Source organism: Comamonas halotolerans (assembly GCF_030162935.1).
Taxonomy (GTDB): Bacteria; Pseudomonadota; Gammaproteobacteria; order Burkholderiales; family Burkholderiaceae_C; genus Comamonas; species Comamonas halotolerans.
On the sequence record NZ_JASAUZ010000045.1, the window covers coordinates 212105 to 226074 of the forward strand.

The following is a 13970-nucleotide window of genomic DNA, read 5'->3' on the forward strand; positions in this document are numbered from 1 at the left end:
GGGGCAAGGTCGCCGCACAGGCGGCGACTTTGCCTGCTCTGGCACCTGGCCTTGAGAGACTGGGTCAAGGCTTCTGAGCGCTAGAGCCAAATTTGAGTGAATAAAAGGAACTACGCAATGCGCGCAGATGTATTTTTGGTGGACAACGGTCATGCCACCACCCGTTCACAGGCGCAGCGCCTGATTGCTTCGGGCGTGGAATGGCGCCTGTCGCCACTGGCACCTTGGAAGAAAGTCGTCAAAAACGGTGACGATATCCCTGCTGGCGCTGAGCTGAAACTGCTTGACGATGCCGAGGTCAAATTCATCTCGCGCGGTGGTTTGAAACTGGAGGGCGCGCTGAAGACCACTGGCCTGAAGGTGGATGGCTTGCGTTGCCTGGACGTGGGCCAGAGTACAGGAGGCTTTACCGACTGCCTGCTCAAGCACGGCGCAGCTCAGGTTATTGGTGTGGATGTAGGGCAAGGCCAGTTGCACGACAGCTTGCGTGCCGATGTGCGCGTGATTTGCGTGGAAGGCGTGAATGCGCGTTCCATGACCGCAGAAGTCCTGGAAGAGGCCTGCGAAGAAGTGATTTCGGAGCGTTGGGAAGAGGAGGAAGACAACACCACTCAGCCCCAGGCTCCCTATGCCTGGATGCGCAATGGCGGCGAAGTCGACGAGGACTACGACGATAGCAATGATGCCAAAGATAGCGACATCGAAGCGTTCAAGGTCGAGCGTGCTGCGCTGGCCAAAGCGCGTGCCGAAGGCACAGTGCCGACCGAGCGCCGCCGTAAGGCTGAATACGCAGACGTAGATATCACGCCAGTTTTTGACTTTGTAACGGGCGATGTGTCGTTCATATCGCTGACCTTGGTGTTGCCAGCTGTTGTGCGCCTGCTCAAGCCGCACGGGCATCTGTTGATGTTGGTCAAGCCTCAGTTTGAGTTGCAGCCCGGTCAGGTGGGCAAAGGCGGCATCGTGCGCGATCCAGCCCTGTACAAGGAAGTGGAAGACCGCATTCGCACCTGTCTGACGGAATTGGGCCTGGAAGTGAGGGGTTGGTTGGATTCACCTATCGAAGGCGGCGATGGCAACCATGAATTCTTTGTGCATGCGGTTCAAGGCACAACCGTTAAAAATGAAGGTGAACCGTTGCCGGATCAGCCTGCTGCGCCAGCAGCCAAACGTGTCTCTCGCACTGTTTTGCGCGAACTCAAGCGCATTGATGTGATTGACGACGAAGAAGATGGCTACAACGTACCGGGACCTGCTCGTCCCAAACGCAAAAACGCCAAGTAAGTTCGGCCCATCTTTTGCTCGGCCTGGAGCGAAAAGGGTCGTCCCGAATGATGACAGCGCAAGGTGCACCGCACAGGTTAGCCCTTGCAGTGACAACAGACAGCTTGCCGGGAGGGCAGGCGAGGAGAGTTAACCGTGGCCAATGCACAGACCAGCAGCTTCCCCCTCAGCTTTGAGTTTTTTCCGACCAAAACCCCCGAAGGGGCCGCCAAACACGTGCAAGTTCGTAAGGATTTGTATGCGCGTCGCCCCGATTTTTGTTCCGTAACCTATGGAGCAGGGGGCTCCACCCAACTTGGCACATTCAGCATGGTGCGCGATATCCAGGCAGAAGGCATGCAGGCGGCTTGTCACTTTTCCTGCATTGGCGCTACCAGTGCCAAGGTGCGGGCTGAGCTGCAGGAACTCAAGGATATGGGGGTCAAGCGCCTGGTGGCCCTGCGTGGCGATTTGCCCAGTGGCTACGGTTTGGGTGGGGAATTTCACTATGCCAGCGATCTTGTGACTTTTATTCGCAAGGAGTTTGGTGATTGGTTTTACATCGAGGTGGCCGCCTATCCAGAAACTCATCCGCAGGCTAAGTCTCCAGACGCTGACCTGAAAGCTTTTGCAACAAAAATCCAGGCGGGCGCGAATAGCGGAATTACCCAGTACTTCTACAATGCCGACGCTTATTGCCGTTTTGTTGAAGGGATTCAAGCACTTGGCGTGCAGGCGCCGGTTGTGCCCGGTATCATGCCAATCCTTAATTCCTCTCAACTCATGCGCTTTTCCGATGCGACTGGCGCTGAGATTCCCCGCTGGATTCGCTTGCGTCTGCAGGCCTACGGGGACGATGTGACCTCGATTCGTGCCTTTGGCATGGATGTGGTTACACGCTTGTGCGAGCAGCTGCGTGACCAAGGCGCACCTGGATTGCACTTTTATACGATGAACCAGAGCGCTGCCACTCTGGAGCTGTGCGACCGCTTGGGCCTGTAATGGCTTCTTGAGAGGAACTCGCTGGCTTCTGGGTGGTGCTTTTCATGCGCTCACCGTTAGAAGGGTCAGACCATGCAAGCACGTGGGTGCCAGCCTGTTTCCGAAAGCGCGTCTTTCTTGCCAGTAGCACGTACACGTGCCCTGCCTGTAGTTTCAACGTTGTTGGCGGTGTTCTTGTCGGCCTGTGCGCCGACATCTCCCTCCAAGCAAGCACCGGCTGTAACGCAGAGCAAAGCTGCTCACAGTACCAGCCTCAGCAGCCGTGCGGGCCCAGAGTCGTTAGCGAAAATTGCACCGCCACCAGTGCGCGCCGACAAATTGCAGGATCCTCTGGATGCCATGCATGAGCATCTGTATGAGCTGGAGATGCCGGAAGTGGATCAGCAGGGCATTGCTTCCTGGTATGGCCCTGGCTTTCATGGTCGCAAGACCGCTAATGGTGAGCGATTCAACCAGTATGAGCTGACCGCTGCACACCCTACTTACAAATTTGGTACCCAGTTGTGCGTGCGCAGCAAAAGCACGGGCCAAGCGGTGGTGGTGCGCGTCAATGATCGTGGTCCATTTGCGAAGAATCGGGTGATTGACCTGAGCAAAGCAGCTGCGCAAGAGCTAGGCATGTTGAGCCGTGGCGTCAAGGCCGTCGAAATCTACAAGCTGGACGATGGCCAGGAGGATTGCCCAGAAGCACTGATGCAGGCCAAAGGTTGAATCCGCAAACCAAACATCAAAAATAAAAAAGAGCTGCCAGTGCAGCTCTTTTGTTTGGGGCGGAGGGTTTACTCGCCGAACTCCAAGGTATGGGTGGCGTTTTTATCTTGCGCCAGCAACTTTTGCATTTGCGGCAGGGCCTCCTTGAGCGCTGCGCGCAGTGTAAAGGGCGGATTGATCAGGAACATGCCACTGGCGGGCAGACCTGGGCGCTTGCCTTCGGTGGTGTTGCCCCAGTCGTTGACTTCGCTGCGTATCTTGCTGCCCTTGACGGTCAAGGTGGCGTGCAGCCAGCCCTTGCCAGCTTTATTGGCTAGGGTCTTGAGGCGTTTTGGAAGGTCGTGCGCATCCTGACGCGGAATGATGGGGTACCAAACCGCATAGGTGCCGGTGGCAAAGCGCACCAGAGCATCTTCAATCATGGTCAGCACGCGGCCATAGTCGGTCTTCAGCTCATAGCTAGGGTCGCACAGCAAAAAACCGCGGCGAGAAGGTGGGGGCAAGAAGCGCCTGACACCGTTGAAGCCGTCTTCCATCAGTACCTCTACTTGCTTGCCGGCTTCCAGTTGTGCCATGTTGCCATCGAGAGAGCGCCAGTCCGTCGGGTGGATTTCAAACAGGCGCAGCTTGTCCTGGGGGCGCAGCAGGCTTTGCGTGATGAAGGGGGAGCCAGGATAGGTTTTGACGCCTTTGCCCGGGTTGACGCTGCGCACCGTTTGCACATAGGCGCGCAATGCGGGAGCGAGCTCCTCTTCAGGCGTTCCGAGCAAGCGCTCGATACCCTCTTTGGATTCGCCACTGGTGTTCGCAAAGTCACCGTCCAGACGGTACAGGCCCGCACCGGCATGCGTGTCGAGTACGCTGATGGCGGTGTCTTTTTGTGCCATGTGTTGCAGGGCGGCGATTAAAACCGTGTGCTTGAGCACATCGGCGTGGTTACCGGCATGAAAGCCGTGGCGGTAGCTAAACATAGGTCGTAATTGTTCTCTGTTCGTGCGGCAGTCAGGCTGCAGCGGAGCGGCGGCGCAAAGCCGCAGGGTGTTGCCAGTGTGCGGGGATTACCGCCTGTGCGGTCAAATCCACACCAGCACAAGGTGCTGATGGCGCTATTGGACGCTATTTTGTATAATGGCGGGCTTCGCAGCGATTTTATGGCCCCGCGGCGAAGTGTTGAGGCCTGGTGCCTTGGCAGTCCCCGCCTAAGAGGCTTCCTGCTTTAGCAATAAAGTGAAGAAGAAGCACCGACCGCGGAAAAGGGCCCCTCAAACCTTCTTGAAAGAGAATCTCATGTCTACATTCAGCGCAAAGCCCGCTGAGGTGCAACACGAGTGGTTTGTGATTGACGCCACCGATAAGGTGCTCGGACGTGTCGCCAGCGAAGTGGCACTCCGTCTGCGCGGCAAGCACAAGGCAATCTACACACCTCACGTTGACACCGGCGACTACATCGTCATCATCAACGCCTCCAAGCTCAAGGTCACTGGCACCAAGAACCTGGACAAGGTGTACTACCGTCACTCCGGTTTCCCCGGTGGCATCACTGCTACCAACTTCCGCGACCTGCAGGCTAAGTTCCCTGGCCGCGCTCTGGAGAAGGCCGTTAAGGGCATGCTGCCCAAGGGTCCTCTGGGCTACGCCATGATCAAGAAGCTGAAGGTGTACGGCGGTGCTGAGCACCCCCATACCGCACAGCAGCCTAAGGCTCTGGAAATCTAAGGAGACCTCAATGATTGGTGATTGGAACAACGGTACAGGCCGTCGCAAGTCTAGCGTCGCTCGTGTATTCCTGAAGAAGGGCTCCGGCAAGATCACTGTGAATGGCAAAGACATTCAGCAGTACTTCGGCCGCGAAACCTCCATCATGATCGCTAAGCAGCCTCTGGTGCTGACTGGCAACCTGGAAGCTTTCGACGTGCTGGTTAACGTGCACGGCGGCGGCGAATCCGGTCAAGCTGGTGCAGTTCGCCACGGCGTGACACGCGCTCTGATCGACTATGACGCAGCGTTGAAGCCTGCACTGAGCCAAGCCGGCTTCGTGACTCGCGACGCTCGTGAAGTCGAGCGTAAGAAGGTTGGTCTGCGTGGTGCTCGTCGCGCCAAGCAGTTCTCGAAGCGTTAATTCGTTTCAGACCTTCCGGAAGGCTGTTTCCCCGGGAATGGCCTTCCCACAAAAAAGCCGCCGTTGCCTCAGGGTATGGCGGCTTTTTTGTGGGAATTTTCAAACAGTTTCCGTGTTTTGAGGCGGGCAAGAATGCCCACACTGGGACTGACGTCAAACATTGCGTCTGCCAAATTCCTGAGTACTTTGCAGTACCATTTGAAGCGATTTTCAGAAGAACACTCGGAGTATCCCCATGAGCGCCGTTGCAGAACAAACTACCACTGAAATGCCCGATCCCATCCTTTTCACCGACAGCGCTGCTGCCAAGGTGGCGGATTTGATCGCGGAAGAAGGCAATCCAGACCTGAAGTTGCGCGTGTTTGTGCAAGGTGGTGGCTGCTCGGGCTTCCAGTATGGCTTCACCTTCGATGAAATTACCAACGACGACGACACCACCATGACCAAGAACGGCGTGTCGTTGCTGATTGACGCCATGAGCTACCAGTACCTGATTGGCGCAGAGATTGATTACAAGGAAGATCTGCAAGGTGCCCAGTTTGTGATAAAGAACCCCAATGCCACGACTACCTGTGGCTGCGGCTCCAGCTTCTCGGTGTAAGAACCGGTTGCAGTTCTCTTGTCTGCCAAAAGCCGCTGCATGCCAGCGGCTTTTTTGCGTTATCAGTTCCTGCAGCATGTAAGGAGTCGGTGCAGAGCAGTGATGGAAGAAGTGCGATGAGCAAGCAAACTATCGAAAAAGAGCCTTTGTTGTGGTTGGTGGCCATTGGCTTTTTCATGCAGACGTTGGATGCCACCATTCTCAATACGGCCTTGCCCAGCATGGCGGCATCGTTGGGGGAAAGCCCTCTGCACATGCAGTCCGTTGTAGTCGCGTATGCCTTGACCACGGCAATGTTGATTCCCGCCACGGGATGGGTTGCCGACCGTTTTGGTACACGTCGCATTTACACCGCAGCCATGGCGTTGTTTGTGCTCGGTTCGGTCTTGTGTGCACTGGCTCCTACACTGCAGTTTCTGGTGATGGCGCGTGTGGTTCAAGGGGTGGGCGGCGCCATGATGCTGCCCGTTGGGCGTTTGGCGGTGCTGCGGGCATATCCACGCGATGCATTCATCCGCGCCATGAGTTTTATCGCCATACCGGGGCAGGTTGGTCCGCTGCTGGGGCCTACGCTGGGCGGCTGGCTGGTGGAGTACGCATCGTGGCACTGGATCTTCTGGATCAATGTGCCGGTGGGGGCGCTTGGAGTTTGGGCAGCATGGCGCTGGATGCCCAAAAATGACCAACAACCCAAGCGCTCTTTCGATGGTGTCGGCTTTGCTCTGCTCGCCTTTGGCATGGTGGGTGTGTCACTGGCCCTGGATGGCTTGTCCGGCGTTGGCATGGGGCATGCGCTGGTTGCCGTGCTGATGGTGTTTGGCATGGCCAGCCTGGCTGCTTACTGGATGCATGCGCTACGTAGCCCTGCGCCCTTGTTTGCCCCTGCATTGTTCAGCGTGCGTTCATTGCGTGTCGGTTTGCTGGGCAATTTGTTCGCGCGCCTGGGCAGCGGTGCTGCACCATTTCTGGTGCCGTTGATGTTGCAGGTGGGGCTGGGGCTTTCACCTTTTCATGCCGGCACCATGATGCTGGCAACAGTGCTGGGGAGCATGGTGGTCAAGCGCTTGGCTGTACGCACAGTGCTGCGATTTGGCTACAAGCGGGTATTGCAGGTGAATTCCATTCTGCTGGGTTTGATGATTGCTGCTTTGGGGCTGATCAGTCCTGACCAGCCGCAGTGGCTGATTCTGGTGCAGCTGTTTGTGTTTGGCTGCATCAACTCCATGCAGTTCACGGCAATGAATTCGGTGACACTCAAGGATATGGAAGGTGAGTTCGCGAGCAGTGGCAACAGCCTGCTTTCGATGGTGCAAATGCTGGCCATGAGTATGGGGGTGGCCGTGGCAGGCGCAGTGCTTTCCGGTTATGCCGAGATGTGGCAGGCCAGGGAAGGCTACAAACTTTTGGCGCTGCAAGCCACGTTTGTCACAGTGGGTGTGATGACACTGGCTGCCACCTTGGTGTTCAGTCAGCTTGACGATGATGAGCGTGTGCGTTCAGCTCCGGATTCGGGAGACTGAGCGGCGCGAGTTGCATCGCTAGCTTTGCGTGCACAGCGAGTGTGGTGCCAGTGGTTAAAGCTGTCATTCCTGCTGTTCAAGCAGGGTAAATGGCGCCCAGGATGCGTGGGCCGTGGGCTCCAGTGACGGCGGGAAGGTTTCCTGGCAGGCCCAGCATGCACTGACGGGCCAGCCAGGCGAATGCGGCGGCCTCTACTTGCAATGGGTGAAGGCCCTGTGAAGCTGTACTTTGGACGCTTACCATCGGTAGCAATGTTTGCAGCTGGCGCATTAACTCGGTGTTGAGTGCGCCGCCACCACAGACCAGCAAACGGCTGCTGTCAGGTGCATAGTGCTGCACGGCATGTGCGCAGCTTTGTGCGGTGAAGGCGGTCAGCGTGGCTTGTACATCTTGGGCTGAAGGCTGTGTGGCAATAGATTCCAGCTGCGCTTGCAGCCATGCGGGGTTGAACAGGTCGCGGCCTGTGCTTTTAGGTGGTGGCTGCAGCAAAAAAGGCTCGGTGAGCAATTGCTGCAACAAGGGCGGATTGACGGTGCCGCTTGCAGCCCAGCGCCCCTGGTCGTCGTAAGCAGCGCCAGTGTGCTGCAGACACCACCAATCCATCAATGCGTTGCCAGGGCCGCAGTCAAAGCCGGTGATGGGCGTTTGTGTGTCCGTCTGGGCCGGTAGAACGCTGATATTGGCAATGCCGCCGATATTCAGCACCGCTGTCGCGCAGTCAGCGTGCGCAAAAACACCCTGATGAAATGCGGGAACCAAGGGGGCTCCCTGTCCACCTGCTGCCACATCGCGACTGCGCAGATCCGCCACGACAGTGATCCCGGATAGTTCGGCCAGTAGTGCCGGGTTCTGCAGTTGCAAGGTATAGCCCGTACCATCGTGCTGCAGAGGTTGGTGGCGCACGGTTTGTCCGTGGGCACCAATGGCACGCACTTGAGTGGCAGGGGTGCCACTTTGCTCAAGCAGCGTCTGAACTACTTGTGCATAGGTGCGGCTCACCGCATTGCCTGCCAAGGCCGCACGGTGCAGCTCGTTGATGCCGTGGGGGCTGTTCAAGGCCATCAGCTCTTGACGCAGTGTTGTGGGAAACGGCTGTGTGGCATAGGCTTGCACATGCATGTGCTGCCTTTGGTCCCAATGCACCAAGACTCCATCCACACCATCCAAAGAGGTGCCTGACATAAGGCCGATATACAACTCGTTGGCAGGTGGTGTGGCGAAGGTGGTCATACAGCAAGCTAGGAGTCAGGCAAAGAAAAAGGGCCTCGATTGCTCGAGGCCCTGGAGAGGGTAGCACAGGCTTATTGGGCGCTGGCTTGGCGAATCAGATCTGCGGAGGCCAGTTGCATGTGCATGAACTCGGCGTGCTTGGCAAACTGCTCACGCACTTTTTCTGAAATCTCATTGGCTTCGCTGTCGGCAATAATGGTCTGCGGATCCTGGTGTGTACCATTGACGCGGAACTCAAAGTGCAGGTGAGGGCCTGTAGACCAGCCGGTAGAGCCCACTGCGCCGATGTTTTGGCCTTGCTCAACCGTCTGGCCCTTCTGGACGTCAATGCGGCTGAGGTGGGCATAGACAGTGACGTGCGCGGTATTGGTGTGCTTGACGAAAATCACGTTGCCAAAACCGTTCTGCCAGCCTGCAAACTCAACCACGCCATCGCCCACGGTGCGAACTTTGGTGCCGGTGGGAGCAGCAAAGTCAGTGCCCAGGTGCTTGCGCCATGTGTTGTGAATGGGGTGCTTGCGCATCGAGAAAGTGCTGCTGACGCGTGAAAACTCCACGGGAGAGCTTAAATAGGCGCGGCTCAGGCTGGAGCCATCCATGGCGTAGTAAGCACCACGCTGACCAGGCTCCTGGAACCACATGGCGTTGTGGATCTTGTCCCGGTTCTGGAACTCAGCTGCCAGCACGCGGCCAGCGCGCAGGAACTCTCCATCGGCTTCCAGTGTTTCGTAGATGACGGAGAAGCGGTCGCCCTTGTGCAGACGGTGGAAGTTGATATCCGAAAAGATGTCCGCCACTTGCACTGCGACAGCATCAGGCAGGCCTGCTGCATCCGTAGCAGCAAACAGCGTGCTGTGGATGGTTCCGCCAGTCAAACGTGTGTTGACTTCCAGAGGCGCGCTGGAAACGGTTGCGCTAAATTGGCCTTGTGCATTGCGCTCCAGCACCAAGCGCTGAAAGTTCTGGCTGTTCTCATCTTGAATCCAGCGCACAGTCAGCTTTTGCAACTGATGGTCGTTACTGGTTTCAGCGGAAACCAGTCGGCCACTGCGACTGAAGATGTGCTGGCGTGCCAGCTCATTGCTGCGCAAGAAAGCGGAAGCGCTCGGGTCGGCAATACCAAGGCGTTGCAGCAAAGACTCAGGCGTGTCGCTGGAGCGGGTATGGTCAGTACGGAATAGCGAAAATTCGTTCAGTTCAGTCAGGTCAGCCAGCGTACTGCCATCCACCAGGGATGGAATGGTCTGGGTCAGTGTGCGGACAGGCATGTCTGCAGGGTCTGGACCAAGCGATGCAACAGCAAATGCGCCGCCTCCGGCGGTTAGCATGAGGGCTGCGATGGCGGCAGTCAGGCGCTTCGGGTGACGCTGTATGGACTGAGCCAGCTGTGCGAGCAAAGCACTGCCGGCAGAAACTAGTTTGTTCGTCAAAACATGGGTTCCCGGGAAGTGTGCGTACCTTGAAAACGGATAGGCATGTGAGGCAGAAGGCACGCGTTCTGTCAGCATAGTTGCCATTGCCAAGTATGTAAATGGCTTGCCGACTAGAATTGACCACTGCAATAGAGCCCCAAGTATACCGGGGAGGCTAATCCCCGCGCTGGAAAAAAACCCTTATGAATCAAAATGCTGTTACAACATACCCGGTCACTGAGGCTGTAAGACAAGCGCTTGAAATCACGTTGCGCGGTGTCGATGAATTATTGCCAGAAGCTGACTGGGCTCAAAAACTTGCGCGGTCGGAGGCTACTGGCGTGCCTTTGCGTATCAAGCTGGGGCTGGATCCTACGGCGCCAGATATCCACCTAGGCCATACCGTGGTCTTGAACAAGATGCGCCAGCTCCAAGACCTGGGGCATCAGGTGATTTTCTTGATTGGCGACTTCACCACATTGATCGGCGATCCTTCGGGCCGTAATTCCACACGTCCACCGCTGACTGCCGAGCAGATCAAAGTGAATGCCGAGACGTACTACACCCAGGCTGCAAAGGTGCTGGACCCTGCCAAGACCGAGGTACGCTACAACAGCGAGTGGTGCGACAAGCTGGGCGCGCGCGGCATGATCGAGTTGTCCGCCAAGTACACGGTGGCGCGCATGATGGAGCGCAATGATTTCCATACCCGCTTTACAGAGGGTAGTTCCATCAGCTTGCATGAGTTCCTGTACCCGCTGTTGCAGGGTTATGACTCGGTAGCACTCAAGGCGGACCTGGAGATGGGGGGGACCGACCAGAAGTTCAATCTGATGATGGGGCGCCATCTGCAGGCGGAATATGGTCAAGATCAGCAGTGCGTGCTAACAATGCCTTTGCTGGTGGGGCTGGACGGTGTGCACAAAATGTCCAAATCCAAGAACAACTACATCGGCATCACGGAAGATGCCAACACCATGTTCGCCAAGGTGCTGTCGATTTCCGATGACCTGATGTGGGACTGGTATACCTTGCTTTCGTTCAAGAGCATGGCGGATATCAATGCCTTGAAGGCTGAGATTGAAGCCGGTGGCAACCCCAAGCATGCCAAGGTGGCGCTGGCCAAGGAAATCACCACACGCTTTCATAGCGCCGCCGCAGCTGATGCGGCGGAGCAAGACTTTATCAATCGCGCCAAGGGCGGTATACCGGATGACATCCCTGAGCTGACGATGTCAGGAGCGCCCATGGGAATTGGTGCGTTGCTCAAGCAAGCCAACCTGGCACCCTCGACCAGTGAAGCCAATCGTTTGATTGACGGTGGTGGTGTACGGATTGATGGTGCGGTGATCAGTGATCGTGGCCTGAAGGTGGATGCCGGCACTTTTGTGGTGCAAGTGGGCAAGCGCAAGTTTGCGCGTGTGACACTGGCGTAAGCACAAAGGTCTGCGCAAGCTGTGAAGCCACTGCTGGGGTTGAGGCAGTGGCTTTTTTTATGGCGCTTGGATTGATTGTCTTGTGTTGTTGCGCTGCAGTGTTGTGCTGTGCTGTGCTGGAAGCCAGCCAACTGTGCGCGCGTATCAAGCTTTGTTTTAAGGCGGAAAAGCGAGTCTGAATACTCTGCACGCAGGGGGCTGCAAGGGAAGTCTTGCAAAACGTCCTGCAATTCTTACTAGAACTAGAAGAAGTACATATCTCTAGTGTCGGGACGAAGGGGGCGGCACTTCCCTTTTTGAAATCAATCTCCTGACCATTGAATGTTGTGCCGGGCTCACGTTCATTTACAGATGCTGTCATGCAATCTGCATGCGTTGCGCAGGATAATCGTGGGTTATTGCTGTTTTCAATATCGATTTTTTTATGTCTCAGAACGCACTTCCTCTTGATATCGTCATCATGGCCGCTGGAAAAGGCACGCGCATGAAAAGCAAGACACCGAAGGTGCTGCAAAAACTGGCGGGCCGTGCGTTGTTGCAGCACGTGCTGGATACTGCCGCTCAGTTGCATGCACGCTCTGCCGTGGTGATTACGGGACATGGGGCAGAAACGGTTGAAGCAGCGATTGCACAAGGCCGTAGTGCCCAGGCACTGGAGTTGAAGTTCGTTCGCCAGGAGCCACAACTGGGAACCGGGCATGCTGTGCAGCAGGCCGTACCTGCGCTGGCGGACGATGGCATGGTGGTCGTGTTGTCGGGCGATGTACCGCTGACACAGGCACAAACCTTGCAGGATCTGGTAGCCGCAGCAGACAACCAGCGCATGGCGCTGCTGACGGTCACTTTGCCCAATCCCACAGGCTATGGCCGTATCGTGCGCAATGCCGCTGGTACCGTGCAGCGGATTGTGGAACAAAAAGATGCCAACGATGCTGAGCGAGCCATCAACGAAATTTACAGCGGCATCATGGCTGTGCCAGCCAAGCGTCTGGCACAGTGGCTATCCAGGCTCAACAACAACAATGCCCAAGGCGAGTACTACCTGACCGACATCGTTGCCATGGCGGTAGCAGATGGTGTGGATGTGGTGGCGCATCGAATCAGTGATGAGGTGCAGGTGGCTGGTGTAAACAGCCCTGTGCAATTGGCGGAGCTGGAACGCGCCCACCAGTTGCGCCAAGCCCGACAACTGATGGAGCAAGGCGTGCGCCTGGCCGACCCAGCCCGGCTGGATGTGCGTGATGATGTTCGGGGCAATCCTGCGCAGCTGGTATGCGGCCAAGATGTGGAGATTGATGTGGGCTGCATCTTCACTGGCAAGGTGGAGATCGGTGACGGCGTCAGCATTGGTGCTTGCTGTCACATCAGCAATGCAGTGATTGCTGCGGGGGCAGTGATTCATCCCTTTACACATATTGATGGCGAAAAGCTGGGTGCCGAAGTGGGTGAAGGTGCGCTGATTGGCCCATTTGCTCGCTTGCGTCCAGGGGCGCTGCTGGGCAAGGAAGTGCATATTGGCAACTTCGTGGAAGTCAAGAACTCCACCATGGCTGCGGGTGCCAAGGCCAACCATCTGGCCTATCTGGGGGATGCGACGGTGGGTGAGCGCGTGAACTACGGCGCAGGCTCAATCACTGCCAACTACGATGGGGCCAACAAGCACCGCACCGTGATTGAGGCAGATGTGCACATTGGCAGCAATTGCGTGCTGGTGGCACCGGTCACCCTGGGGGCGGGAGGGACGGTGGGCGGTGGTTCGACCATTACCAAGAACACAGAGCCTGGTGCGCTGAGTGTGGCACGTGGCAAGCAGGTGTCGATTGCCAATTGGCAGCGTCCTGCCAAGCAGCCCAAGGCATAAACCAGGACTCAGCATGTCAGTGCCCACTGCCCTCCCCGCCACACTGGAAGCTGCACAGGCCGTGATTGTGCAAAAGCAGGCTGAGTTGGATCGCCTGCACGCAATGCATGAAGCCTGGATGCGGGCAGTGGCACACGATTTGCGCGCACCGCTACGGCATGTGGTGTCGTTTGCGCCTTTGCTCAAAGAAGCTGTGGAAGAGTTGTCCGATGCTGCACCGCAAGCGATCGAGGCAGTTGCGGACGCTCGCGAGTTTGCGGCAACCATGGAACATGCTGCGCGCAAGATGAGTGCCATGCTCGATGGTCTTGCTACCATTTCCCGCGCCGCCCGTGCCCCCCTGCATTGGGAGGCGCTCGACTGGACGGCGCTGGTGTCGTCTTTGGTGGAGCCGTTGCGAGCTCAGTTTCCAAGCGTGCAGTGGACCTTGCCAACGCAGCCGGTATGGGTGATGGCGGATGCGGACGGACTGCGCCGCATCATGCAGGCCCTGCTGGATAACGCTGTCAAGTTTTCAGCCTGCGAGGCACAACCGCATGTGAGCCTTGCCGCACGCCCTCAGGATTCGGCAGGATGGCAATTGCAGGTGCAAGACAATGGCGTGGGATTTGACGATCAACGCGCCCAGCATTTGGGAGACCTGTTTCAGCGTATGCACCGAGACAATGAGTTTGACGGTGTGGGCTGTGGCTTGGCTCTGGTGCAGACCATTGCACAGCGTCACGGCGCAAGCTGGCGAGTGCAGTCGCAACCAAAGATGGGCTGCACGGTGTTCTTGAACTGGCCTGTGGTGATGTAATTTAGCGGCTAAGGG

13 protein-coding genes are annotated in these 13970 nt (G+C 57.0%); 10 read left to right on the top strand and 3 right to left on the bottom strand.

The window, feature by feature from the left end; translation table 11 throughout:
- Positions 1-117: 117 nt before the first annotated feature.
- The 3 genes from QEP11_RS15300 to QEP11_RS15310 all read left to right on the top strand — a co-directional run bounded on the left by QEP11_RS15300 (position 118) and on the right by QEP11_RS15310 (position 2976).
- Positions 118-1284 carry a TlyA family RNA methyltransferase gene (locus QEP11_RS15300; protein WP_284337513.1) on the top strand — a complete coding sequence of 389 codons (1167 nt, stop codon included), beginning with the start codon at positions 118-120 and terminating at the stop codon, positions 1282-1284.
- Positions 1285-1419: 135 nt separating this feature from the next.
- Positions 1420-2265, top strand: coding sequence for a methylenetetrahydrofolate reductase [NAD(P)H] (gene metF / locus QEP11_RS15305; protein WP_284337514.1), 846 nt, complete (start codon positions 1420-1422; stop codon positions 2263-2265).
- A 72-nt stretch (positions 2266-2337) separates the two neighbouring features.
- Complete coding sequence (locus QEP11_RS15310) at positions 2338-2976, top strand: septal ring lytic transglycosylase RlpA family protein (protein WP_284337515.1); 639 nt, start codon at positions 2338-2340, stop codon at positions 2974-2976.
- A 68-nt stretch (positions 2977-3044) separates the two neighbouring features.
- On the opposite strand, the gene QEP11_RS15315 is transcribed toward QEP11_RS15310, so the two are convergent.
- Positions 3045-3947, bottom strand: a complete 903-nt coding sequence (locus QEP11_RS15315) for a 23S rRNA (adenine(2030)-N(6))-methyltransferase RlmJ (protein WP_284337516.1) — start codon at positions 3945-3947, stop codon at positions 3045-3047.
- A 316-nt stretch (positions 3948-4263) separates the two neighbouring features.
- Between QEP11_RS15315 and rplM the strand changes: the two genes are divergently transcribed.
- The 4 genes from rplM (at position 4264) to mdtD (ending at position 7216) form a co-directional block, all read left to right on the top strand.
- On the top strand, positions 4264-4692 hold the full coding sequence (gene rplM / locus QEP11_RS15320; protein WP_003059004.1) for a 50S ribosomal protein L13: 429 nt from the start codon (positions 4264-4266) through the stop codon (positions 4690-4692).
- A gap of 10 nt (positions 4693-4702) precedes the next feature.
- Positions 4703-5095 (top strand): 30S ribosomal protein S9, encoded by a 393-nt coding sequence (gene rpsI / locus QEP11_RS15325; RefSeq protein WP_284337517.1) that lies wholly within the window; start codon positions 4703-4705, stop codon positions 5093-5095.
- A gap of 235 nt (positions 5096-5330) precedes the next feature.
- Complete coding sequence (erpA, locus tag QEP11_RS15330) at positions 5331-5696, top strand: iron-sulfur cluster insertion protein ErpA (protein ID WP_284337518.1); 366 nt, start codon at positions 5331-5333, stop codon at positions 5694-5696.
- Between the two features lie 116 nt (positions 5697-5812).
- On the top strand, positions 5813-7216 hold the full coding sequence (mdtD, locus tag QEP11_RS15335) for a multidrug transporter subunit MdtD (protein WP_284337519.1): 1404 nt from the start codon (positions 5813-5815) through the stop codon (positions 7214-7216).
- Positions 7217-7292: 76 nt separating this feature from the next.
- Here mdtD and QEP11_RS15340 read toward each other — a convergent pair whose 3' ends face one another.
- Together QEP11_RS15340 and QEP11_RS15345 are read right to left on the bottom strand one after the other, a co-directional pair.
- Complete coding sequence (locus tag QEP11_RS15340; RefSeq protein ID WP_284337520.1) at positions 7293-8447, bottom strand: anhydro-N-acetylmuramic acid kinase; 1155 nt, start codon at positions 8445-8447, stop codon at positions 7293-7295.
- Between the two features lie 71 nt (positions 8448-8518).
- Complete coding sequence (locus QEP11_RS15345) at positions 8519-9877, bottom strand: M23 family metallopeptidase (RefSeq protein WP_284337521.1); 1359 nt, start codon at positions 9875-9877, stop codon at positions 8519-8521.
- Positions 9878-10062: 185 nt separating this feature from the next.
- Here QEP11_RS15345 and tyrS point away from each other — a divergent pair, with 185 nt between their 5' ends.
- From tyrS to QEP11_RS15360, 3 genes are all read left to right on the top strand, one after another.
- The gene (tyrS, locus tag QEP11_RS15350; RefSeq protein WP_284337522.1) at positions 10063-11295 is read left to right on the top strand and encodes a tyrosine--tRNA ligase; all 1233 of its coding nucleotides are present in this window, start codon (positions 10063-10065) and stop codon (positions 11293-11295) included.
- A 424-nt stretch (positions 11296-11719) separates the two neighbouring features.
- Positions 11720-13156, top strand: a complete 1437-nt coding sequence (glmU, locus tag QEP11_RS15355) for a bifunctional UDP-N-acetylglucosamine diphosphorylase/glucosamine-1-phosphate N-acetyltransferase GlmU (protein ID WP_284337523.1) — start codon at positions 11720-11722, stop codon at positions 13154-13156.
- 13 nt (positions 13157-13169) lie between these two features.
- Positions 13170-13955 (top strand): sensor histidine kinase, encoded by a 786-nt coding sequence (locus tag QEP11_RS15360; protein WP_284337524.1) that lies wholly within the window; start codon positions 13170-13172, stop codon positions 13953-13955.
- The last annotated feature ends 15 nt before the right edge of the window (positions 13956-13970 follow it).

Bases quoted from the DNA above. Each gene is read 5' to 3' on its own strand.
- QEP11_RS15300 (WP_284337513.1), top strand. From the start codon at position 118: ATGCGCGCAGATGTATTTTTGGTGGACAACGGTCATGCCACCACCCGT.
- QEP11_RS15310 (WP_284337515.1), top strand. From the start codon at position 2,338: ATGCAAGCACGTGGGTGCCAGCCTGTTTCCGAAAGCGCGTCTTTCTTG.
- QEP11_RS15315 (WP_284337516.1), bottom strand. From the start codon at position 3,947: ATGTTTAGCTACCGCCACGGCTTTCATGCCGGTAACCACGCCGATGTG.
- rplM (WP_003059004.1), top strand. From the start codon at position 4,264: ATGTCTACATTCAGCGCAAAGCCCGCTGAGGTGCAACACGAGTGGTTT.
- rpsI (WP_284337517.1), top strand. From the start codon at position 4,703: ATGATTGGTGATTGGAACAACGGTACAGGCCGTCGCAAGTCTAGCGTC.
- erpA (WP_284337518.1), top strand. From the start codon at position 5,331: ATGAGCGCCGTTGCAGAACAAACTACCACTGAAATGCCCGATCCCATC.
- mdtD (WP_284337519.1), top strand. From the start codon at position 5,813: ATGAGCAAGCAAACTATCGAAAAAGAGCCTTTGTTGTGGTTGGTGGCC.
- QEP11_RS15340 (WP_284337520.1), bottom strand. From the start codon at position 8,447: ATGACCACCTTCGCCACACCACCTGCCAACGAGTTGTATATCGGCCTT.
- tyrS (WP_284337522.1), top strand. From the start codon at position 10,063: ATGAATCAAAATGCTGTTACAACATACCCGGTCACTGAGGCTGTAAGA.
- glmU (WP_284337523.1), top strand. From the start codon at position 11,720: ATGTCTCAGAACGCACTTCCTCTTGATATCGTCATCATGGCCGCTGGA.
- QEP11_RS15360 (WP_284337524.1), top strand. From the start codon at position 13,170: ATGTCAGTGCCCACTGCCCTCCCCGCCACACTGGAAGCTGCACAGGCC.